Raw genomic sequence first — 20,810 nt, 5'->3', positions numbered from 1 at the left:
ATGGGCTTACGCATAACGCCGTTGCTTGTTTTCATCGTCATCCTGAGCCGTACCGGGGTCCCCTGCATGCGCGTACTTTGCGCTTGTTGGGGTCCTTCGTTCGCTACGCTCTCTCAAGGATGACGACGAAAAACAAACAACAGCTCTTAGCAGCGGACGATCTTCTCCGACACCATCCCCCGCGTAGCATTGCGGGTATCCACGAACAACTTGCTGCCCTCGACTAGTGCCTCATAGTCATAGATCGAATGGTCCGTAACCAGCAGCACGCAATCGAATTCACCCACGCGGTCGAGCGGCGTGGACCGGCGTTTGAGCGTGTACTTGCGGCCTACGCCAACCTCGTCAAAGAATGGGTCGTTGTAGGACACGCTCGCCCCAGCGCGCTCCAGCAGTTCAAAGATCGTCAGCGCGGGCGACTCGCGCAGATCGTCGACATCGCGTTTGTAGGCGATGCCGAGCACCAGCACCTTCGCTCCGGCAAGAGCTTTGCCTTCGCGCCCCAGAGCTCGCTCCGCCGTGTGGACGACGAACGCGGGCATCGCCTCATTCACCTCTCCGGCGAGTTCGATGAACCGCGTCGGCTGGTTGAACTGCTTGGCGCGCCAGCTCAGGTAGAACGGATCAACCGGAATGCAGTGGCCTCCGATGCCCGGCCCCGGATAGAACGCCTGGAAGCCGAAGGGCTTGGTCGAGGCCGCGTCGATAACCTCCCAGATGTCGATATTCATCGCCAGGCAGAGCTGCTTAAGCTCGTTCACCAGTGCAATGTTCACGCAGCGATAGATGTTCTCGAGCAGCTTGGTCATCTCGGCTGCGGCGGGGGATGACATCGCGACCGTGCGGTTGAAGATGGCGCCGTAGAGTGCGGCGGCCGCGCGTGTCGCGCGCGTATCCACGCCGCCAATCACCTTCGGAATCTCGCGGCGCGGCGTGATGAGATTGCCGGGATCTTCGCGCTCCGGCGAAAACGAAACCATCAGACCTTCCAGGCTGTCGTCGCTGTCGTCGTTGCGCAGAACGCGCAGGCCGTTGCGTCCCAGCCGCTCGATCATGGGGACGACGAGCTCGTCGGTCGTGCCGGGCCACGTCGTGCTCTCGAGCACCACGAGTTGCCCCGCGCGCGTGTGCGGCGCCAGCGCTTCCACGGTGCTGGTGACGAAGCTCATGTCCGGCGTATGGTCGGGATGCAGTGGCGTAGGCACGCAGATCAGAATGGCGTCGCATTCCTGCAGCGCGGCAAAATCTGTCGTGGCGCGAAAGCCCGCCTTCTTTGCGGTGGCGATGTGCTCGGGCTCGATGCGATGGATATACGAGCGGCCATCGTTCAGGGTGGCGACTTTTTCCGCATCGATATCGAGGCCGGTTACACGAAAACGTTCCTCCGCGAATAAAAGAGCGAGAGGCAATCCCACATAGCCAAGGCCGATGATGGCAATATGGGTTTCACGAGCAGCGACCTGGGCTAGCCAGTCGGGGAGAGTACTTGTGTAGATCATGTTGTTGCTTTTGACGCTCGTGCCCCATGTCTGGATGCTAGTTGTTCGCGATACCAGGCCACGGTCTGTGCAAGACCTTCCTCAAAGCTGACAATCGGCTCATAGCCAAAGGCCTCCCGCGCCGCCGAGATGTCGGCCAGGGAGTCACGAATATCGCCCGCGCGAGCTTCGGTATAAACCGCCGGTTTCTTATAACCGGTGAGCCTGGCGAGGATCTGATAGGTCTCGTTCAGGCTATGGCGCTCGCCGCAGGCGACGTTGAAGACACGGCCCGCAATCTTCTCGGCCGGTGCTTCCAGCGCCAGCAGATTCGCGCTTACCGCGTTGGCGATGTAGGTAAAGTCGCGGCCCTGTTCGCCGTCGCCCTGGATGGTCGGTTGCTCGTCCTTGGTTTTACCTGTTTTCAGCATCTGCAGGCAGAACTTCGCGATCACGCCGGAGTAGGGCGAATCGGGTGTCTGGCGCGGGCCGAAGATGTTGAAGTAGCGCAGGCATACCGTCTCCATGCCATAGACGCGCGCGTAGCTCTGCATGTAGAGCTCGCCGGCGAGCTTCTGCACGGGATAGGGTGCGATGGGCTGCGGGGCCATCGTCTCCACGCGCGGAAACCCCGGTTGGTTGCCGTAGGCCGAGCTCGACGCTGCATAGACGACCCGCTGGATGCCCGCCGCGCGCGCGCCTTCGAGCAGGTTGAACGTGCCGTCGAGATTGGAGTTATGGCTCGGCCGAGGGTCCTTCACGCTACGCGGCACGCTGGGCAGCGCTCCCTGGTGCAGAATGGCGTCCACCCCCACGCAGGCGCGGGCCACAGCGTCGGCGTTCACCAGATCGACGGTGAGCAGATCGACCTTTTCGGCGATGTGCGCGAGGTTCTCACGCCGCCCTGTCGAGAAATTATCGATGCCGCGAACATGGTGCCCCCGTTCGACGAGCGCCTGTGCGAGGTGCGAGCCGATGAAGCCCGCGATACCGGTAATGAGATAAGTAGCCAAGAGACTTTGATTCTACCAAGACGGCACGGCAGAAATGTGTCGGATGCACGACTACTCCTGCCCATTCTTTTTTCTGGGCCATTCCCGCAGGAAACCGACCGTCCATCTCCCTCCGTCTCCTTGTTTTGCCGTTGCTTTTGTCTTTGCTGTTGTTGTTGCCTTTGCTGTTGTTGTTGCCTTTGCTTTTCTTGTTGTCATTCCCGCAGGGAATCTGCTTCCACTCTTCCCACGGTCATTGCCCTGAAACGGGGCCCCAGACTCCAGCCCCGAAGGGGCGATGCCATCAAAGCCCAGGGTGGAACCCTGGGTTACAGCGCAGAGAAAAAGCTAAGCCCTGAAAGGGCGATCTATCGATGTGAGTCGCGATAGATCGCCCTTACAGGGCTATGCCCAACCTTAGTAGCTATGCCCCAGAATCGGATGCGGCTCATACGGCGCTTCGAGCTGCTTGATCTCCTCTTCCGTGAGCTTCAACGACAACGCCCCCAGCGCATCCTCCAACTGATACGGCTTGCTCGCACCAATGATCGGAGCACTGATCCCCGGCTTCGCGAGAATCCACGCAAGGGCAATCTGCGCGGGCTTCACATTGCGCTGCTGGGCAATCTCAATCACGCGGTCGACGACGTCGAAGTCCGTCTCGCGATAGTAGAGGCTATGGCCGAAGTCGTCGGTGCGGGCGCGGGTCGTCTCGCTCTTGCCGTCGCCGCGCTTGCGCGAGCCGGTCAGGAAGCCGCGTGCCAGCGGGCTCCACGGAATGCAGCCCACCTTCTGGTCGAGGCACAACGGAATCATCTCGCGCTCTTCCTCGCGATACACCAGGTTGTAGTGGTTCTGCATCGTCACGAACTGCGCCAGGCTATTCTCGCGCTGGAAGTTCAACATCTTCAGGAACTGCCACGCATACATGCTCGACGCGCCGAGATACAGCGCCTTGCCCGCCTTCACGACATCGTGCAGCGCCTCGCAGGTCTCCTCGATGGGCGTATGCGGATCGAAGCGATGGATCTGGTACAGGTCGACATAGTCCACCTTCAGGCGCTTCAGGCTAGCGTCGATCGAGGCCATGATGTGTTTGCGCGAGAGTCCGCGGTCGTTCGCGCCGTCGCTCAACGGATTGAAGACCTTGGTGGCGATGACCAGCTCTTCGCGGCGCGGCTGGAACTCCTGCAGCAGCTTGCCGGTGACAACCTCGCTCTCGCCGAGCGAGTACACATCCGCGGTGTCATAAAAATTGATACCGGCCTCAACGGCGCGGCGCACCAGGGGACGGGCTTCGTCTTCTTCTAGGACCCACTCGCGCCACTTTTTGGAGCCGTAGGTCATCATGCCGAGGCACAGCGGCGTAATACGGGTGCCTGTAGAGCCAAGATTGCGGTAACTTATTGGGGTATTTGCAGAAGCGCTCATGCGCGATTGGACGCGCAGCCCCTGTGGGAAGTTCCAGATTCAAAGATTTCGGCCAAAAGACAAGGTCGACCAACCTTTTCGCCGGTTGCCCGCGTCTTATAAAGTGGAGCCGCTGCTCGCGCATATTTGAGTTGTCATGCAACTCACGGGCCCCATTTGATGGAAGCGCGAGTGGCGGCTTATCCCATTTAACTAATCAATTCTTGGCAATTTGCGCCTTTGCAGTTGTTCTTGCCTTTCTTGTTGTCATTCCCGCAGGGAATCTGCTTCTCACCTGCCACGGTCCATCAGGCAAGGCACGAACCGGATAGGCGCGGTTTTTTTCAGCCGGGGCTCTCTTCGCATCTCCCTCCCACAAATTTTCCCCCAAGATCCGTCATTTCCCCCAAGATCCGTCATCCTGAGCGGAGCATCTCGCGTTTTTGCGAGGTGCGCAGTCGAAGGACCCCGAAGGACTTGATCTCACCCAGGAGGTCAGGACCTTTTCCAGCGCGAAAGTTCAGGCACGAACGTTCGAGGTAGAAACGCTGCACAAGTTTTGGGCAAGACTGCCACCCTCGGGGTCCTTCGGCTGCGCGTCCCCAAAGGCCGGGACGCTACGCTCAGGATGACGATTTGGTGGGAGACGTAAAACAAAAATCAATGCATGCAGCGAGCTTGATTTCACTCTAAAACCGGGATCTCCGATTCGTCAGGCACTATTTGGCTTGGGGCACAGGCAAGCAGCGCCAGGCCTACTGCCCCTCAGGCCCAAGCACCGTCACCGCCGGCTCACTCTCATTCCCCTTCGCATCCACAGCCGTAACGCTGTAGCGATAACGCTGACCAGCCACCGCCGTAACGTCATGGAAGCCAGGCGCAGGAACCGGCACCTGGTTCAGGCGCGTCTTCGCACCCGTAGCCGAACCATTTCTATCGAGCGTCTCGCGATAGACGTTATACCCGGCAAGATGAGGCGTATCGACCGGCTGCCAGATCAGATCAACCGTCAACTGCGGATTAGCAAAGCTCGCCGCATTGAGATCGGTAGGCGCGGGCGGCGGATAGACATCCTGTAGGGTGAACTCAACCGGAGCGGAGACCTCGCTCTGCATCTCCATCGTGCGCCCGCCGACCTGGACCGACCGCCGCCGCTCGGCGGTATAGCGATAGGGCTCGTCCGCGATCGCGGTATCGTCCAGCGTGATGCCGTCGCGAACCGGCTGCGCAGGAGCGGACGCCTCAGAATCTCCCGCAAGCGGATCGGGCTGCGGAGCGGTGGTAAGCCACACAATATCGGACTCGGCGTCGCTCTTGGTCTTCGCCGGCTTGGGCTCCGTCGAACTGCCGTGCGTCGTCACCGGCTTCTTCTCCGAGGAACTGGCTGCAGGAGCCGCGACCTTTGCCTTGTGGGCGACGGGCGCCTTCGGCTTTGGTGCAAGATCCTCGCGACGCAGCACCACGATACCGTCATCCGTCGCAGGCCTGGCCGAGGGCTTCCAGCTCAACACAACTCCCAGCCGAGACCCCTGGGCATGCAGCTCTTCGACGGGCGAAGGTGTAGCTCCCCCGGCGGCATAGGCTGGCTCCGAGAAGCCGCCGGTATGGTTGGTATCGTTATAGAGCTCAACGCGATAGGTCAGCACCCGCGCCGCTCCTGCGGTCAGCGTAGCAGGCAGCGTATCGTGCGCCACGGCTATGTTCGGCTGGTCCGCCTGCTCTTTCGCCGGTTGATTCACGCCCGCTTGAGTCCCGTTCGTCTGACCGGGCTGCCTCTTGGCCGTCACCGCAAAGTTCTGCTCCGGCAACTCAGCGACAGGAACACAGGAACCCGTATCGACAGCCCGGCAGAACTTTGCCGTGACGGTCGTAAGGCGCAGAGGAAGGCCATCGGTAGTCCGCTGCGGCACTGTAAACCGCAACTCAACGACGTCTCCCCGCCGAGTAGCGGCAAGATCCTTCACAAACGCCGGCAACTTCAACGAAGGCGGTCGCGGAGGCCCAGGATTGGCACACCCCACCATCCCCAGCCCAGCAAGGGCCAGCAGCGGAAGCACAAGGACGGGGCATCGGCGATTCAGAACCATCACATTGAGGCTAGCATCGCTTCCACTAAATGGAGAGTTTTAGATATCTGTGTAGACCTGAGACGAAAGGTCAGCGTTACCCCAGAAACATCTTCTCCACATCCAGCCAGTTATTGACGCGGCGGAAGCCGGTGACGAAGGCATTCGCGGGGGAACTGAACAAAATGCCCTCGCCGTGGAAGAGCCGCAATTGCCTGGGGTTGTCGTCGATCAGGTAGTCGGCGCGGAGGATGCTCTTGTTGCCGCAGAAGACGATGTGCGATGTCGGGATGAAGGGGAAGTGCTGGGCCAGCCAGCGGAACTTCGCGTTGAAGCTCGTCGGCACCTCCATCGCTGCCGTGGCGATGTAGATGTCGTAGCGTTTCTGCAGGCGTTCGAGAACCCGTTGGGCGTGCGGCATCACGTCGAGCACGCCAAAGAAGTCGTCCGTCCGCATGTATTGATCGAGTGCCTTGAGGCGTTCGGCAGGCACGTAGTCCCAGAGCCAGGAGCCGTGCAGGTCGGCGGGCGTGAGCCTCTCGTTGAAGTCGCGGTTGTAGCGCAGCAGGTGTTCACCCAGCGCGTCGGCGATGACCTCATCCATGTCGACGCAGATGATCTTGCGCTCCGAACCCTGGGATTGCGGCGAGGTCATGCGCGCGACTCCAGCGACTTGGCGACAGCCTTGGCCGAGGCCAGCCGTTCACCCGCTGCCCAGCTTCCCGGAGCGTCGCGCCGAGGATCCCAGAAGAGCATGCGACCGCAGGTCTCGCAGGTAAAGATCTCGTGGTCGTGCTCGCGGCCCGTGAGGTCGTTCCAGCGCTGCGGACGCACCATCATCTGGCAGGCCGAGCACTTGTGGTCGATCGCCTCGGACACTCCCGTGCCCTTGGCCTTCGAGATGCGGTCGTAGGTGGAGAGCGCCGCCTCTCCCGCGTCGGATTCCTTGATCTGCGCGCGCAGGGTCTGGCGTTCGCCCTCGATTCCCTGGACGGCTGCGTTGTTGCTCTGCGTGACCTCTGCGGCGCGAGCACGTTCGGCTTCAAGCGCGGCAGTGGTTTTTTCGACGGCTTTGGTGGCGGTCTCTTTCTCGGCATCGAAGCGCTCGGTGCGTTCCATCGAGGCGAGTTCTTCGTCTTCAAGCTTGGAGATCGATTCTTCGGAGAACTTAATCTCGTGTTCCAGCGCGGTGATCTGCGCGGCGCTGGTGGCGGAGTCCATCTGCTTGCGCAAGCGCGCGATCTTGCCACGGCGGTCGGTTACGTCCGACTCCTGCGAGCGGCGCAGCACTTCTTCTTTGGTAAGCGCCTGTTTGGCGGCGGCGAGCAAGGCCTCGGCTTTGCTACGCGCGGCTTCTGCGGCGGCTACGCGGCGGGGTGCTTCGGCGAGCTCTTCGCGGAGGCGTTTCAGTTCCAGGTCCTGCGCCTGGAGTACGACGAGATGCTCGAGGTTGGCGTTCATCGTGCTCCTTTCGAGCGGTTGTTGCCCAATGGAAAAGGCTAGCACGTTGCAGCAGGATGAGGCACCGCCCGTCGATCGCATGGGTCATCCCCTAAACTGGTAGGTATGAAACTCAAGCTACCTGATGGCCCCTTCAAGGCGTACCTGTTCGACTGCGACGGCACCATCGCCGACTCCATGCCGCTGCACTTCATTGCCTGGAACCGGGCGCTCGCGGAGTGGGGTGGCGTGTTCCACGAAGACCTGTTCTACGCCTGGGGCGGCATGCCGATGGCCGAGATCATCGCCACTCTGAATGAGCAGCAGGGGCTGACCATGCCGATTGCTGCCGTCATGAAGCGCACAGAGGAGATCTACTTCGAGATTCTTCCCGACCTGACGGCCGTCCCGGAGGTGCTGGAACACGTTGAAGCCAGCTACGGGAAGATTCCCTTTGCTGTTGTCTCCGGCGGCACACGAGAGGCGGTCACGGCATCGCTGACGACGCTGAAGATTCTGGACAAGTTCGAGACCCTGGTCTGTGCCGGGGACTACCAGCGCGGCAAGCCCGATCCTGAACCCTTCTTGATCGCTGCAAAGAGGCTGGGCGTAGCACCCGAAGACTGCCTGGTCTTCGAGGATGCGGACCTGGGAATTCAGGCGGCAGTGGCTGCCGGAATGGCCACGGTAAAGATCCCTCACCCGAGGGAGCGGATCGTAAAGGTAGAAATTACGGCAAATTCGTGAATCGCTGGCCGTTTCATGGAATCTGAAGTAACAACTCATGGCAGCCGCAACCGCAATCGAACTTCCAGCAGGTCAAACCTCCTCCGCTCCGGCAGTGCCGTGGCGGCCGAGAATCAATCCGTGGATTGTCGCGATGACCGTAACGCTCGCGACGTTTATGGAGGTGCTGGACAGCTCGATCGCCAACGTTGCGCTGCCGCACATTGCGGGCGGCCTGGGTGCCACGCAGGATGAAGCCACCTGGGTTCTGACGGCCTATCTTGTTGCAAACGCTGTGATTTTGCCGGCGGGCGCGTACATGACGACCTTCATCGGCCGCAAGAAGTTCTATATGATCTGCGTCGCGCTGTTCGGCATCTCGTCCGCCATGTGCGGGCTGGCTCCGACGCTTCCATTGCTGGTCTTTTTCCGTGTTCTGCAGGGCATTGGCGGTGGCGGTCTCGCACCCAGCGAACAGGCGATTCTTGCCGATACCTTTCCGCCGGAAAAACGCGGGCAGGCCTTTGCGATGTACGGTTTGGCGGTCGTCGTCGCCCCAGCCATTGGGCCGACGCTCGGCGGCTACATCACCGATAACTTCGACTGGCGCTGGATCTTCTATCTCAATGTGCCGATCTGCCTGCTTTCGCTTTATCTGACCTCGCGCATCGTTGAAGATCCACCTTGGGTCGAGAAGCAGGTCAAGGAGTCGCAAAAGGGCGGGATCAGACTCGATCTCCTGGGCTTCGGCTTGCTGGGTCTTACCTTTGGATCGTTGGAGTTCGTCCTCGACAAGGGGCAGGAAGACGACTGGTTCTCTTCACACCTCATCATGTTTTTCTGCGTGACGATGGTGATCGCGTTCATCGTGATGATCTGGTGGGAGCTCAAACAACTGCGCGACGGTCATCGACCGATCCTGAATCTCACGCTCTTTACGCGGCGGCAGTTTGCCGTCAGCTTTGTACTGATGTTCGTGCTCGGCTTCTCTCTCTATGGCACGACGATTCTGATTCCGCAGTTCGTGCAGACGCTGATGGGATATACAGCGGAGCTTGCAGGAAAAGTACTGTCTCCTGCCGGCTTCATGATGATGGCGATGATGCCCGTGGTGGGTTATCTGTCGGGCAAGATCGATCCCCGCAAGCTGATTGCGTATGGCTTTCTCATGCTGACGCTATCGCTGCTCTACATGACGAACCTGAACCTGCAGTTGAGCTACGGCCAACTCGTCATCATGCGTATGTTCCAGGCGTCGGGCCTCGCGTTCCTGTTCATTCCAATCAACACCATCGCGTACATTGGGGTGAAGCAGAGCGAGAGCAACGATGTCTCGGGCCTGACGAATCTTGCGCGCAATATCGGTGGCTCGTGCGGCACGGCGTTTATGGCGACCATGCTGACGCGCCGCACGGCTGCGCACGAGAGCATGATGGTGCGAAATCTGACGACGGCCAATCAGGGATTCAATTCTCAGGTAAAGTCGATGGCTGGATCGTTCAAGATAGGCAACGGCACAGGCCCGGCGGATGGCGGCCCTTCCCTCGGAGCGATGCACCAGGCGCAGGCCTACATCTACAACCAACTTCACCGGCAGTCGGCGAACCTGGCCTACGTGGATATCATTCGTGACCTCGCGGTCTTTTGCGCTTGCATGCTTCCATTGCTGTTCCTGATTCCTCGGCCACCAAAGAACGCGTCGTCGAGTGCAGGACACTAGGAACAAATAGCGTCTCAGGATGCCGTTTCATTCGCGAGAAGCTCATTCAAGAACAAAGCATTCGCTGTGGCATAACCTAGGGCCGTGTTGTCGAAGATGATCCATGTCTCGACCTTGCTCGTGCGCAGATCCTTCGCAAGCTGCCGAAGAAATTCCTCACTGTAGTCGGAGTAGTACGTGCGCGGCGCTCCGTGCAGCCGATAGTAGCGAAGCCCCTGCCAGCCGCCTGGTTTCGCGGCGAGCGTGGAGCCCTTGGGCGGATCGGCGGCAACGCGCGCAATCTCGAAGTCCCGGAGCAAACGATCGACGGCAGGAGCGAACCAGCTTGCATGCCGTGGTTCGAAGACGGTCGCGCCGGTATGGAGTTCGCGGAGCGTAGTGAAGAACTCATGTGCGATGCCTTCATCGAAGGCCAGCTTGGGCGGAAGCTGCACGAGAAGCGGACCCAGCTTGTCGCCAAGGCCGCGGACCTGATCCAGAAACTCCTGCAACAGCGCTCCGGTATTAATGAGCTTTGCAGTATGCGTGATGGTCTTGGGAACCTTGACGGCGAAGCGAAAGTCGTCCGGCGTGGTCGCGGCCCAGCGCTCCCATGTCTTGAGTCTGTGAGGCCGATGGAAGCTGGAGTTGATCTCGACGCAGTTCAGGCGTTGGGCATAGCGGATGAGGTGAGAGCCTTCTTCCGGAAACAGAGACGCGTGTTGTTTGGGGAGCGTCCAGGCAGCGGTGCCGATGCGAATTGGCGAGGAGGATTCGGTCATTGAGAGAAACGCATTTAGGTTAGCACTGACGCTTCAATAGACCTGTTCGATGCGCCTATAGCTATAACGCCTATGCTTTTCGCTTTCCCTCCCCAAAAACGTCATCCTGAGCGAAGCGTCTCGCGCTTTTTGCGAGACGCGAAGTCGAAGGACCCCGAAGAGTTTGTTTTGCTCCTGCTGCTAGGACCGTTCCAACCGAAGAGGTTAGAAGCACGAGCGTTAGGGGTGGAAAATTTCCGGAAAGTCGAGGCGATGTAGAAGCTCTCGGGGTTCTTCGACTTCGCAGCTCGCAAAGTACGCGAGCTGCTCCGCTCAGAATGACGCTTCTGGTGTAAGTCGAAAAATAGTACTTCGAGATGATTCAAAGAACATTGATCTGCTGCAGTCTTGCGGGGTCGAAGAAGGAATAAGAAAAGGACGGCGCATCAGCGCCGTCCTTTTCTTGTTTGTGTGCGCCGTTACTTCCCAAACGTCTGCGGCGTCGGGAACGGGTTACGTTCATCGAACTGCACCTGGTGCCAGTACGGATACGCCGGGTTGACCGCGCTGGCGGCATCGAGCTTGGCCACCTGTTCGGGCGTCAGCTTCCAGCCTGTGCTGTCGAGGTTTGCGCGAAGCTGCTTCTCATCGCGCGCGCCGATGACCAGCGTCGAAACCGTGGGGCGGCGCAGCAGCCAGTTCAGCGCGATCTGCGGAACCGTCTTGCCGGTCTCCTTGGCGACTTCGTCGAGAGCATCGACGACCTTGTAGAGGTATTCGTCGGACATCACCGGCCCACCGTCCGCGGCCTTGTGCAGGCGCGAGGTCTCCGGCAGAGGCTGGCCACGGCGAATCTTGCCGGTGAGCCGTCCCCAGCCGAGCGGCGACCATACCAGAGCGCCCACGCCCTGGTCCACGGCGAGCGGCATCAGCTCCCACTCATAGTCGCGGCCGATCAGCGAGTAGTAGACCTGGTGGCCCACATACTTTGCCCAGCCATAGCGCTCGCTGACGGAGAGCGACTTCATCAGGTGCCAGCCCGAGAAGTTCGAGCAGGCGATGTAGCGAACCTTGCCCTCGCGCACCATCGTGTCGAGCGTATTCAGCGTCTCTTCGACCGGCGTGGTCGCGTCGAACGCGTGCAGGTGATAGACGTCGATGTAGTCGGTATTGAGCCGCTTCAGAGAGTTTTCAAGCGCCTGCGTCAGGTGATAACGCGAGCTGCCCACATCGTTTGGTCCCTTGCCGAAGCGGAAGGTCGCCTTGGTCGAGAGCAGCACATCTTCGCGCTTGAGGTGCGAGATCGCTTTGCCGAGCATCGTCTCGCTGGCGCCGTCGGAGTAGATGTCGGCGGTATCGAAGAAGTTGACCCCGGCTTCCATGCAGATGTCGATCAGCTTGCGGGCGTCATCCTGCGAGGTATCGCCCCAGGCTTTGAAAAATTCGTTGCCGGCGCCGAACGTGCCGGTGCCGAAGCAGAGCTCGGGGACTTTGAGGCCGGAGCGGCCAAGAGAGCGGTATTCCATTTGAACTCCAGTGTGGTGGGAGGTTGAAGGCCGGAGGGCATGCCCCGGAAGAGCATGGCCTTCGCCATGCCGAATCAGGATACCCCAACGTTTTCGTCTGTGCTTACGGTGCTTATGCGTCGTAAACGATCGGCTGACATGGCCGAAGCCGTGTTCTTCCGAAGATCGAACTGCCCCTGAGGAGGATGCAGCGCTAACGATTCTTTGGATGCGAGCTGGAGGCTGCGGGACTCCCGGGGAAGTCACAGCTCAGGCCAAGCTTCCGGGCCGCATCATCCAGCGCAGCCTGGGTGTGAAAGAACCGATGCTGTGGATTGGAGTGTGGAAAAAAGCGAATGACAATCTCTCTGCGCTCCACGGCATCCTGCTTGCCATCGTGAAAGGGATAGCCCAGGGCCTGCAAGAGATGCAGCGAACCCTCATTGCCGCTGGGATTGCCATCATCGCCGACGATGCCGTAGACGCTGTGCCCGGTGCGTTGCGAGTGTACTGCAACGAAGTCGCCGAGCCGGGCGCCCTTACGCGTAGCTTCCCGTCCCAGCACAACGTAGTTGATCCGTGTCGCGTCCACGTAACGGCGGAGATCGCGCGCATTGGTGAGCGCGGGATCGGTATAGGCGGTCTGCGAGATGTAGTAGCCCGGGGCCGGATCGTGCGGGCCCTGCACCACGGGGATGTTTGGATTGTCGTCGTCGGTAAGGTAGCCGACGATCTCCGCTCCGGGGATACCGCGAAGGTGCGCATTGCGAAGGTAATCGAGCGTCGGCTTGCTGGGTGGGCCATAGGCTGTCGGAGCGCCGTCCACGTCGACATCCATGCGATGGGTCAGGATCTCGAAGGAGGGAGCAGGCGCCTGCGCTCGCAGACCCAGCGTAACTGCGTCAACGGTGAACAGGACGAAGGCAAGCACGCGCCAAGGATTCGACAAGGGCATAAGGTTAAAGGCAGGAAACGGGAAACAGCTCAATTCAAGGGCTAACAGAAAACGGTTGTGCCTGGGTTAAAGTTCAACCCTACTCAAATTAGACGGGGCACGGCGAAAAGCCGTGCCCCGTCTGTGCTGTTTCCTGTTTTGCTGTTTTCTGCCTTATGGTGCTGTTGGTGTCGGCCGGATCGGCGTCGCCGTGGGGACGGCGAGGCCGAAGAACATGACGATGCTGTTCGAATTGGAACTCGAGATCCATACATTACCGCTGCGATCGGGAACCGTAGCGCTCGGCGCCTGCAGATTGATATCCAGCCCGAAGCCGCCTGGGACTGTGCAGGTGGTGTTTCCGTCTTGCGTGGTCGTGCATCCGCTGGTGTTCGGCGAAATGCTCGTCAGGCTCGTGCTTGCGATGCCCGAAAGCGTTCCCTGCCTATTGGGCGTGATCGAGCGAAGATTGGCGATCCAGAGATTTTCACCCGCGTCGATCGACAGGCTGCTGAGAAGGGCAGGGTTCTGAAGTCCACCAATCTGGAGCTGGTTGACGACTACCGTGCCGGCGGGCGAAATCTCGCTGACAGAGTTGTTTCCGCCGTCTGCGATCCAGGCATTCCCCAGGCCGTCAGTAGCCAGGCTGCTCGGCGTGAAGCAGCACACCGGCCGCATGGCCGTGCCGTCGGAGGCGACGTGCGTAACCGTGCTGTCGCCGGCCCCATTCGGAGGCCCGCCGGTAGCGCTGCAGCCCGAGACGCATGAATTGGCAATCCAGAGGCCACCCGATGCATCGGCGGCAATCGCTACAGGGAAGTTGACATTGTTGATGGCCAGGGGCGAAAAGGCACCCGTGGTGGGATTGAAGACCGATTCGTGGTTCGTATTCTGGTTGAGTACGAAGATCTGGTCGCTGGCGTTGGTCGAGAGGGCGACCGGGAAGTAGGTCCCGTTCGTGGGATCGGGGTCCAGGAAGTAGGGCACGCCGCTGGCGCTGTTGACGATAGGAGTGCCCGGCGTCGACGAACTTGCACCGGAAAATCCAGTGAGGCTTCCATTGAGCGCGCCCTTGTTCTCCTCATTCGTAACCCAGACGTTGTCGCTGGAGTCGATGGTCAGGCCCAGAACCTCATCCAGGAGGCCAAAACCGTACCCTGTAGAGGGGCTGAGCGGAGTGCCCTGCGGCGAGAACTCACTGATGCTGGAGGTGTTGGGCTGGCCGGTAGAGTCGTTGTGATTGCCCGCCCATACGAAGCCGTTGCTGTCGATATCGATAGGGTCAGGATTGCTCAACCCGCCGCCGGTGACCGTCATCGTCATCGTCCAATCGTTCGGCGCCTTGGGCAGCGACGGGAAGGGCGGCTGGGACGACGCTGCTGTAAAGACCGCCGCGACATTCTGAGCAGGGTGCTTGACGATGTTCAGCGCGGCACCGAGGGTGTCGGTCGGTGCGACCCCACCGCTTGGCGTTGCGGCCTTGAACAGGGGGCTGCAGGAAGACCCGCCATCCGAGTTGACGCAGGAGGCGATGGCATTGGCCAGGGTGTACAGCTTGCTGGTTTCGAAGGTCAGGTTCGAAGGAAGCGTTGTGGGGGGCAGGCCTGTGCTGGAGTCGGCGAGCAGCTGTGCGTCCAGGAAGGCGTTCTGGATGCCCTTGGTGTTCGTCGAGCTCGAGCCGACGTTGGTGTAAGACGTCGTGAACGGTGCCAGTGCCCAGGCTGCGGCTGCGGTCGTTACTTCGTTGATATTAACGAAGGAGAAGCTGCTGAGGTTGCTGCAGTCTCCAAGTGCGGCCATCAGGACGAGCGCATTGTTGTTGCCCGTGCCGAGCCCAGGATTGCCGTTGACCGCCGCGATATAGGTCTGATCCGTGCCGGAGGGGCAGGAGTAGTTGGTGCCGATACTAAAGGTGCCGTCCGCGCTGGTCGTGACCGCACCCTGGAGGATGGGGGTCGCGGCAGAGCCGTTGCCGCCGGTACCCGCGACGTAGAGGAAGATGGAGGCGCCTGAGACAGGCTGCTGGCCACCAAAAACATGGCCCTGAATGCCGAGAGTTCCTGTGCTGGAGGTATCGAGAGCCCCGGTTCCGCAGCCGGTCAACACAGAGGCCAGACAGACGGAAGCGGAGAAGGCCAGGGCAAATCTGGACAGAGAGCGCGTACGAAAAGAGGCCATGATGGGCAAAGTTTACGCTATTCCCACAGCAGTAGCCATGAATTTCCGTCAACCGGGCCGACGGAAATTCCGTGCCGAGCAAAGATGAAATGCTCCGGGGCGATCGTTGTTGTCTGTTCCCGTGTAGCGATGTGAAATTCTGTGCAGGCGGCCCGTAAGCCGAATTTTGTTTTAGACGATCATTCCTCTAGGCGACGCATTACTGCGGCGCTCCAGCAACCTACCCGCAGGTTCCGGTCAGCATGCTTGCGCACGCTCTTGCCCTTCAACCTGGGCGCAACGGGCCGTTGCGCGACTGCCGACTGAAGAGGGTCGGCTGTCTCCCTGCCTATTTGGTCTTGCTCCGTGTGGGGTTTACCGTGCCGTTTGCATTACTGCGAACGCGGTGGGCTCTTACCCCACCCTTTCACCCTTACCGCAGACCGCTTGCATGAACGTGCCTCTTGCGAAGCCCGCTCAACAGCCTGAGGCGGTTTGCTTTCTGTTGCACTGGCCGTCCCCATGCCTTGACGCATGGGTCCCGGACGTTATCCGGCACACTGCCCTGCGGAGTTCGGACTTTCCTCCCCCTCCCGACAGCAAGCCGCGGGAGGCAGCGATCATCCGGCCGCCTGCACTCCTCCAAGTGTACGCCCCGGAGTACCCATCACAAACCGGCAAGTAGACTAAGTCGATGAAACAGGCTGTTGCAGGGACCGGTATCGCTCCTGAAATTGAAGTACCCGCGATTGAATTTCGCCGGTTGTTGCTGGGCTGGTACCGCGAACATGCCCGTGTATTACCCTGGCGCGGGATCGACGACCCCTATGCGACGTGGCTGTCGGAGGTCATGCTGCAGCAGACGCGCGTGGCTACGGTGATCGAGCGCTATCGCGAGTTCCTTACCCGCTTCCCCACGCTGCAGGCCCTGGCCGCAGCGGAAGAGAACGACGTGCTCGCCCTGTGGAGCGGCCTGGGCTACTACCGGCGCGCGCGCATGCTGCATCGCGGAGCCCAGTTTGTGGTGGGCGAGCTGCACGGGGAGATGCCGCGCTCGGCGGCAGAGCTGAAGGCCTTGCCGGGTGTCGGCGACTATACGGCCGCCGCGATTGCCAGCATCGCCTTCGGAGAGAGCGTCGCTGTGGTGGACGGCAACGTCGAACGCGTCCTGCTGCGCCTCATGGGACTGCCGGAAGAGCGGACAGGCGCAGGCCGCGCTCGGATCACGAAGGCGGCCCAGTCCCTCGTGCCCGCGGCAGCGAAGCGCGGGGTGGGCAATCCTCCGGGAGACCACAACCAAGCCATGATGGAGCTGGGTGCCACGATCTGCACGCCGAAGTCGCCGCTGTGCCTGCAGTGCCCGGTGGTAGGGCTTTGCAGAACGCGAGGCGAACACGTAACCCCGGTGAGACAGAAGCAGCGGAGCCGCAGTGTCGCCTATCTGCTCGCGCGGCGCGGGGAGAGGGTTCTGCTGGAGCGCCGTTCGGCCGAGGCCTCGCTGATGCCGGGCATGCTGGAGCTTCCGCCGCTGTCGATGGATGCCGTCGCCGCCTATGAGCCGTTATTGCGGGTGAAGCACTCGATTACGAATACAAACTATGACGTGCAGGTGTTTGCCGAGGGCAAGTTGCGCGATGCGGTTCCTGCCGCTGCCAGCGATTTGATCTGGACGCCTGCGGCGAAGCTGCGCGATCTACCGCTGACAGGGCTCGCGCGCAAGGTGTTGCAGCGGGTGGGTGTGATGTCGAGGTAGCAAGGGCCGGGGTTGTCAACGTTTTTGCCGTCGCTGCCGTTGTTTGTTTTTCGTCGTCATCCTGAGCCGTAGGCGAAGGACCCCCGCATTGGGGCCAGCATAAATGAAGGAGAAGGGCTCTTATTTTTGAAGAGCCACGAGTCTAAGCCCCGAAGGGGCGACACCATCATAGCCCAGGGTGAAACCCTGGGTAAGCGTGGCGAGAAGAGAATAAGCCCTGAAAGGGCGTCCTATCGATGCGACCACGCGACCACGATAGATCGCCCTTTCAGGGCTCTATCTATTCGTTATGCGCCCTAACCCAAGGTTTCACCCTGGGCTTTGATAGAGCCGCCCCTGCGGGGCTTGGTCTCGGGCCACTTCTCACTTTCAACCTGATCTGAAATTGCTGTCGCTCATTCTTCAGCTACGCTTCAGGATGACGACGAAAAACAAACAACAAGGACGTCGTATCGCCACCTATACTGGCAATCAACCAGAAACAAGCCCCAAAGGAAGACGTGACGATGACGAAGTATTGGACGATGACGGCGCTGCTGCTGATGGCAGCGGGCATGAGCACAGGCAAAGCATTGAGCCAGAGCCCGCTGAGCACTGCGGAGAAGTCGGTAAGCTCAGACCGCATTCGCGAGCAGGACAAGTTCCTCTCCGACGACCAGCTCGAAGGCCGCTACCCAGGCCTGCGCGGCGGCGAGCTTGCAGCCCAGTACATCGCCACGCAGTTCGCGCTCGAAGGCCTGACCCCTGCCGGCGATAACGGCACGTTCTTCCAGCAGGTGAACTTCGTCGGCATGAAGGTCAAGCCGGCGGAGACCTCCTTCACCCTGGAATCGGAGAAGGGCAAGCCTGTCCTGCTGAAGTTTGGCGACGACTTCGTCGTTACGAACCAGACGCTGACCCCGGTGACCACGATCGACGCGCCGATCGTCTTCGTCGGCTATGGCGCGACGGCTCCTGAGTTCAACTGGGACGACTATGCTGGTGTCGACGTCAAGGGCAAGATCATCCTCTGCATCGTCGGGGACCCACCCTCGGACGACCCGAAGTTCTTCGCGGGCAAGGCGCTGACCTACTACGGCCGCTGGACGTACAAGTTCGAGCAGGCTGCCCGCAAGGGTGCGGTGGGAGCACTGATCATTCATCGCACCGATCTAGCGAGCTATGGCTGGGACGTGGTGAAGAACTCGAACTCCGGCGAGCGCACCGCGCTGCGCGATGACGCAAACCCACGCCTGCAGGCCGCGAGCTGGATTCACCTCGACGTGGCCCGCAAGCTGTTCGCGATGAGCGGACTCGATCTCGACAAGGAGTTTGCGGCTGCGGGGCAGCGCGGCTTCCATGCGGTCGAGCTGCCCGTGCGGCTGAAGGCCACGGTGACCAGCACGGTGCGCCCGTTCCAGAGCCCGAACGTCGTCGCGATGCTGCCGGGACAGAACAAGGCCAGCGGCAAACCCGACCAGGCGGTGCTCTACACGGCGCACTACGATCACCTCGGCTTCGTTCCGGGGATGCCGGGCGACAACATCTACAACGGTGCTGCCGACAACGGGACCGGCGTGGCGATGATCCTGGAGATGGCGCGAGCCTGGAAGCAGGTTCCGCCGAGTGACCTGCCTCACTCGGTGATCGTCGCGGCAGTCACAGCGGAAGAGCAGGGGCTGCTGGGCTCGGAGTATCTTGGCCAGCACCCGCCGGTGCCGGTCTCTCAGATCGCGCTCGACATCAACTACGACATGCTGCTGCCGATCGGCGTGCAGCAGGAGATCAACGTCAATGGAGCGCAGCGCACAACGTTCTATCCCGAGGTGCAGGCGACGGCGAAGCGCTTCGACCTGGCGATCGTTCCCGACCCTCGACCTGAGGCGGGCAGCTACTATCGCAGCGATCACTTCAGCCTGTCGCGTGTAGGCATTCCGGCGTTCTCCATCGACGCGGGCACGCTGTATGAGGGCCATGATCACGCGTGGGGCGCCGCTCAGGAGAAGAGCTTCAACGAGAACCACTATCACAACTTCAGCGACAACTTCGATCCGCAGTGGGACTTCAAGGGAGACGCGAAGCTGGTGCGGTTCGGGATCGATCTTGGCTGGCAGGTGATCCACGCGCCGCACACGGTGGAGTGGAAGGCCGGCGATGAGTTCGAGGCCGCGCGCAAGGCGAGTGAGAAATAGGGAGTTGTTTTCATCTGCAATACCCATACCTTGTCATCTCGACCGAAGCATGACGGCGTTATGTCATGCGTAGTGGAGAGACCTGCAGTTTGTCGTGCTGGCGATGGTGCCCGCGCAGGCAATCTGCAGGTCTCTCCACTACGGCGGCAAAAGCGCCGCCTCCGGTCGAGATGACAAGGTTGGGGTGATTCCAGCTCCGCAGACGGGCGGATCTCTACCCCGGATGTTCCTGTTCTTTCGGCTCACTGGAACTCTGCCGCAGCCACAACCCGCTCCAGCTCTCGGAGACCAGGATGCTGTTGCCGGGATTGCGCGGGTCGTAGCGCACCTGCACCGCCTGGTCGAGCCGGAAGCCGCGCACGCGTTCGGGCAGACGTGAGACATCCTGCGCGCAGTTATACGTCACTCCTGCGAGGCGATAGCTGTAGAACAGGACCTCGGGTGTGGGAGAAAGGCTCTCTTCGCCGTCGAGCGAACGGGCGTCGACGAGATAGCCATCGGTAATGCGTCCGCCAATGGCGATACGCTCGCAACGGCGACGCTCCAGCTCATCGGCTGAAGGACGAAGGCGTCGAACGATCCACCAGGCGATGCCGGAGACAAGGACGATACCTGCAACAATGCCGCCGATCAGGCGCGGGGCCTGTCGAATCTGGCCATCGAAAACGTGCACGAGGTCATGGAAATAGGGCTTCACGGCTTGGGGAAAGAATAGCGCAGAGATTTGTTTTCTGGATGAAAGGTGAGCCAAGTATGGTTCGCGCCCGGCATTGTTTTTGCTGTCGCTGCTGTTGTTGCAGCACTTGCCGTTGTTTTTGCTCTTGCCTTTCTGGTTGTCATTCCGAGCGCAGCGAGCGAACATGCTGTCTCCCGTTTTTCGTTCGTACTGCCCAGAAAATATAGGCGAAATCAAGAAGGCATAGGTTGAATTGGCACGAGTTAAGAACGGGAGGAAGCAGGTTCTCTCGGCTTCGCCTCGGAATGACAACCAGAAAAGCAAAGGCAACAGCAAAACCAAGCCCCCACAACCCCAAAATCAACCCAATACCCCCACGGCGATATACTGCCCTGTGCGACCTATGCGAAAAAATATTGCGAAAACAGACAGAAACGTCCATCCGCTCGACCTTGGCGAAGGTCGCCGCGTGCGCTCGACGACGGTCATCTGCGTGCGGCGCGGCGACTCAATGGTAATGGCCGCCGACGGCCAGGTGACCCTTGGGTCGACGGTCATGAAGCATTCGGCGAAGAAGATCCGCCGCCTTTACAACGAGAAGATCCTCGCCGGGTTTGCGGGTTCGACGGCGGATGCCTTCTCGCTGTTTACGCGCTTCGAGGCCAAGCTGGAGCAGTATGGCGGCAATCTCGGACGCTCGGCGGTAGAGCTGGCCAAGGACTGGCGGACAGACAAGCTGCTGCGTCAGCTGCAGGCGCTCTTGATCGTCGCTGACACCAAGCAGATGTTCCTGCTGAGCGGCGACGGCGACGTCATCGAACCCGACGCGGTAGGAGACGGCCTGATTGCGACCATTGGCTCGGGCGGAAGCTTTGCGCTGGCCGCCGCGACCGCGCTGATGGAGAACACGCAGATGACCGCGCGCGAGATCGTCGAACGCAGCATGAAGATCGCGGCGGAGATCTGTATCTACTCCAACCAGAGCGTGACCATCGAAGAGCTGAAGGCGGCGGAGTAGCCGCCGGCATCGAAATTCAAGGAG

The 20,810-nt window shown here is 60.6% G+C and carries 17 protein-coding genes and 1 other RNA gene; 6 read left to right on the top strand and 12 right to left on the bottom strand.

Features of this window, described 5'->3' with window-relative positions; genetic code table 11:
* Positions 1-146 precede the first annotated feature (146 nt).
* From ACIX8_RS23355 to ACIX8_RS23330, 6 genes are all read right to left on the bottom strand, one after another.
* The gene (locus tag ACIX8_RS23355) at positions 147-1,499 is read right to left on the bottom strand and encodes a nucleotide sugar dehydrogenase (protein ID WP_014267870.1); all 1,353 of its coding nucleotides are present in this window, start codon (positions 1,497-1,499) and stop codon (positions 147-149) included.
* Positions 1,496-2,491, bottom strand: a complete 996-nt coding sequence (locus ACIX8_RS23350; RefSeq protein WP_014267869.1) for an SDR family oxidoreductase — start codon at positions 2,489-2,491, stop codon at positions 1,496-1,498. Before ACIX8_RS23350 ends, ACIX8_RS23355 begins: the two co-directional genes overlap by 4 nt.
* A 396-nt stretch (positions 2,492-2,887) precedes the next feature.
* On the bottom strand, positions 2,888-3,901 hold the full coding sequence (locus ACIX8_RS23345) for an aldo/keto reductase (RefSeq protein WP_014267868.1): 1,014 nt from the start codon (positions 3,899-3,901) through the stop codon (positions 2,888-2,890).
* A 734-nt stretch (positions 3,902-4,635) separates the two neighbouring features.
* Positions 4,636-5,967, bottom strand: a complete 1,332-nt coding sequence (locus ACIX8_RS23340) for a fibronectin type III domain-containing protein (protein ID WP_014267867.1) — start codon at positions 5,965-5,967, stop codon at positions 4,636-4,638.
* Positions 5,968-6,043: 76 nt separating this feature from the next.
* Positions 6,044-6,601 (bottom strand): 5' nucleotidase, NT5C type, encoded by a 558-nt coding sequence (locus ACIX8_RS23335; RefSeq protein ID WP_014267866.1) that lies wholly within the window; start codon positions 6,599-6,601, stop codon positions 6,044-6,046.
* A complete protein-coding gene (locus ACIX8_RS23330) occupies positions 6,598-7,407 on the bottom strand; it encodes a zinc ribbon domain-containing protein (RefSeq protein WP_014267865.1) in 810 nt (269 codons plus the stop codon). Before ACIX8_RS23330 ends, ACIX8_RS23335 begins: the two co-directional genes overlap by 4 nt.
* Positions 7,408-7,512: 105 nt before the next feature.
* Here ACIX8_RS23330 and ACIX8_RS23325 point away from each other — a divergent pair, with 105 nt between their 5' ends.
* Together ACIX8_RS23325 and ACIX8_RS23320 are read left to right on the top strand one after the other, a co-directional pair.
* The gene (locus tag ACIX8_RS23325; protein ID WP_014267864.1) at positions 7,513-8,133 is read left to right on the top strand and encodes an HAD family hydrolase; all 621 of its coding nucleotides are present in this window, start codon (positions 7,513-7,515) and stop codon (positions 8,131-8,133) included.
* Between the two features lie 37 nt (positions 8,134-8,170).
* The gene (locus tag ACIX8_RS23320; RefSeq protein ID WP_044177402.1) at positions 8,171-9,832 is read left to right on the top strand and encodes a DHA2 family efflux MFS transporter permease subunit; all 1,662 of its coding nucleotides are present in this window, start codon (positions 8,171-8,173) and stop codon (positions 9,830-9,832) included.
* A 14-nt stretch (positions 9,833-9,846) separates the two neighbouring features.
* On the opposite strand, the gene ACIX8_RS23315 is transcribed toward ACIX8_RS23320, so the two are convergent.
* The 5 genes from ACIX8_RS23315 to rnpB all read right to left on the bottom strand — a co-directional run bounded on the left by ACIX8_RS23315 (position 9,847) and on the right by rnpB (position 15,804).
* Positions 9,847-10,593, bottom strand: a complete 747-nt coding sequence (locus ACIX8_RS23315; RefSeq protein ID WP_014267862.1) for a DUF72 domain-containing protein — start codon at positions 10,591-10,593, stop codon at positions 9,847-9,849.
* Positions 10,594-11,051: 458 nt separating this feature from the next.
* Positions 11,052-12,098, bottom strand: a complete 1,047-nt coding sequence (locus ACIX8_RS23310) for an aldo/keto reductase (protein ID WP_014267861.1) — start codon at positions 12,096-12,098, stop codon at positions 11,052-11,054.
* Between the two features lie 193 nt (positions 12,099-12,291).
* A complete protein-coding gene (locus ACIX8_RS23305; protein ID WP_014267860.1) occupies positions 12,292-13,032 on the bottom strand; it encodes a hypothetical protein in 741 nt (246 codons plus the stop codon).
* A 153-nt stretch (positions 13,033-13,185) separates the two neighbouring features.
* Positions 13,186-15,189 carry an NHL repeat-containing protein gene (locus ACIX8_RS23300; RefSeq protein WP_014267859.1) on the bottom strand — a complete coding sequence of 668 codons (2,004 nt, stop codon included), beginning with the start codon at positions 15,187-15,189 and terminating at the stop codon, positions 13,186-13,188.
* Between the two features lie 139 nt (positions 15,190-15,328).
* Positions 15,329-15,804: RNase P RNA component class A (rnpB, locus tag ACIX8_RS24965), an RNA gene on the bottom strand.
* Positions 15,805-15,862: 58 nt separating this feature from the next.
* Between rnpB and ACIX8_RS23295 the strand changes: the two genes are divergently transcribed.
* A complete protein-coding gene (locus ACIX8_RS23295) occupies positions 15,863-16,921 on the top strand; it encodes an A/G-specific adenine glycosylase (RefSeq protein WP_014267858.1) in 1,059 nt (352 codons plus the stop codon).
* A 506-nt stretch (positions 16,922-17,427) separates the two neighbouring features.
* Positions 17,428-19,092, top strand: a complete 1,665-nt coding sequence (locus ACIX8_RS23290) for a M28 family peptidase (protein WP_014267857.1) — start codon at positions 17,428-17,430, stop codon at positions 19,090-19,092.
* A 214-nt stretch (positions 19,093-19,306) separates the two neighbouring features.
* On the opposite strand, the gene ACIX8_RS23285 is transcribed toward ACIX8_RS23290, so the two are convergent.
* Complete coding sequence (locus ACIX8_RS23285) at positions 19,307-19,765, bottom strand: DUF3592 domain-containing protein (protein ID WP_150110720.1); 459 nt, start codon at positions 19,763-19,765, stop codon at positions 19,307-19,309.
* 69 nt (positions 19,766-19,834) lie between these two features.
* On the opposite strand from ACIX8_RS23285, the gene ACIX8_RS25775 reads away from it, so the two are divergent.
* Together ACIX8_RS25775 and hslV are read left to right on the top strand one after the other, a co-directional pair.
* A complete protein-coding gene (locus tag ACIX8_RS25775) occupies positions 19,835-20,020 on the top strand; it encodes a hypothetical protein (protein ID WP_150110719.1) in 186 nt (61 codons plus the stop codon).
* Between the two features lie 151 nt (positions 20,021-20,171).
* A complete protein-coding gene (hslV, locus tag ACIX8_RS23280) occupies positions 20,172-20,786 on the top strand; it encodes an ATP-dependent protease subunit HslV (protein ID WP_083836751.1) in 615 nt (204 codons plus the stop codon).
* Positions 20,787-20,810 lie beyond the last annotated feature (24 nt).

Source organism: Granulicella mallensis MP5ACTX8 (assembly GCF_000178955.2).
GTDB lineage: Bacteria > Acidobacteriota > Terriglobia > Terriglobales > Acidobacteriaceae > Granulicella > Granulicella mallensis.
This window is presented reverse-complemented; position numbering and strand designations above follow the sequence as displayed.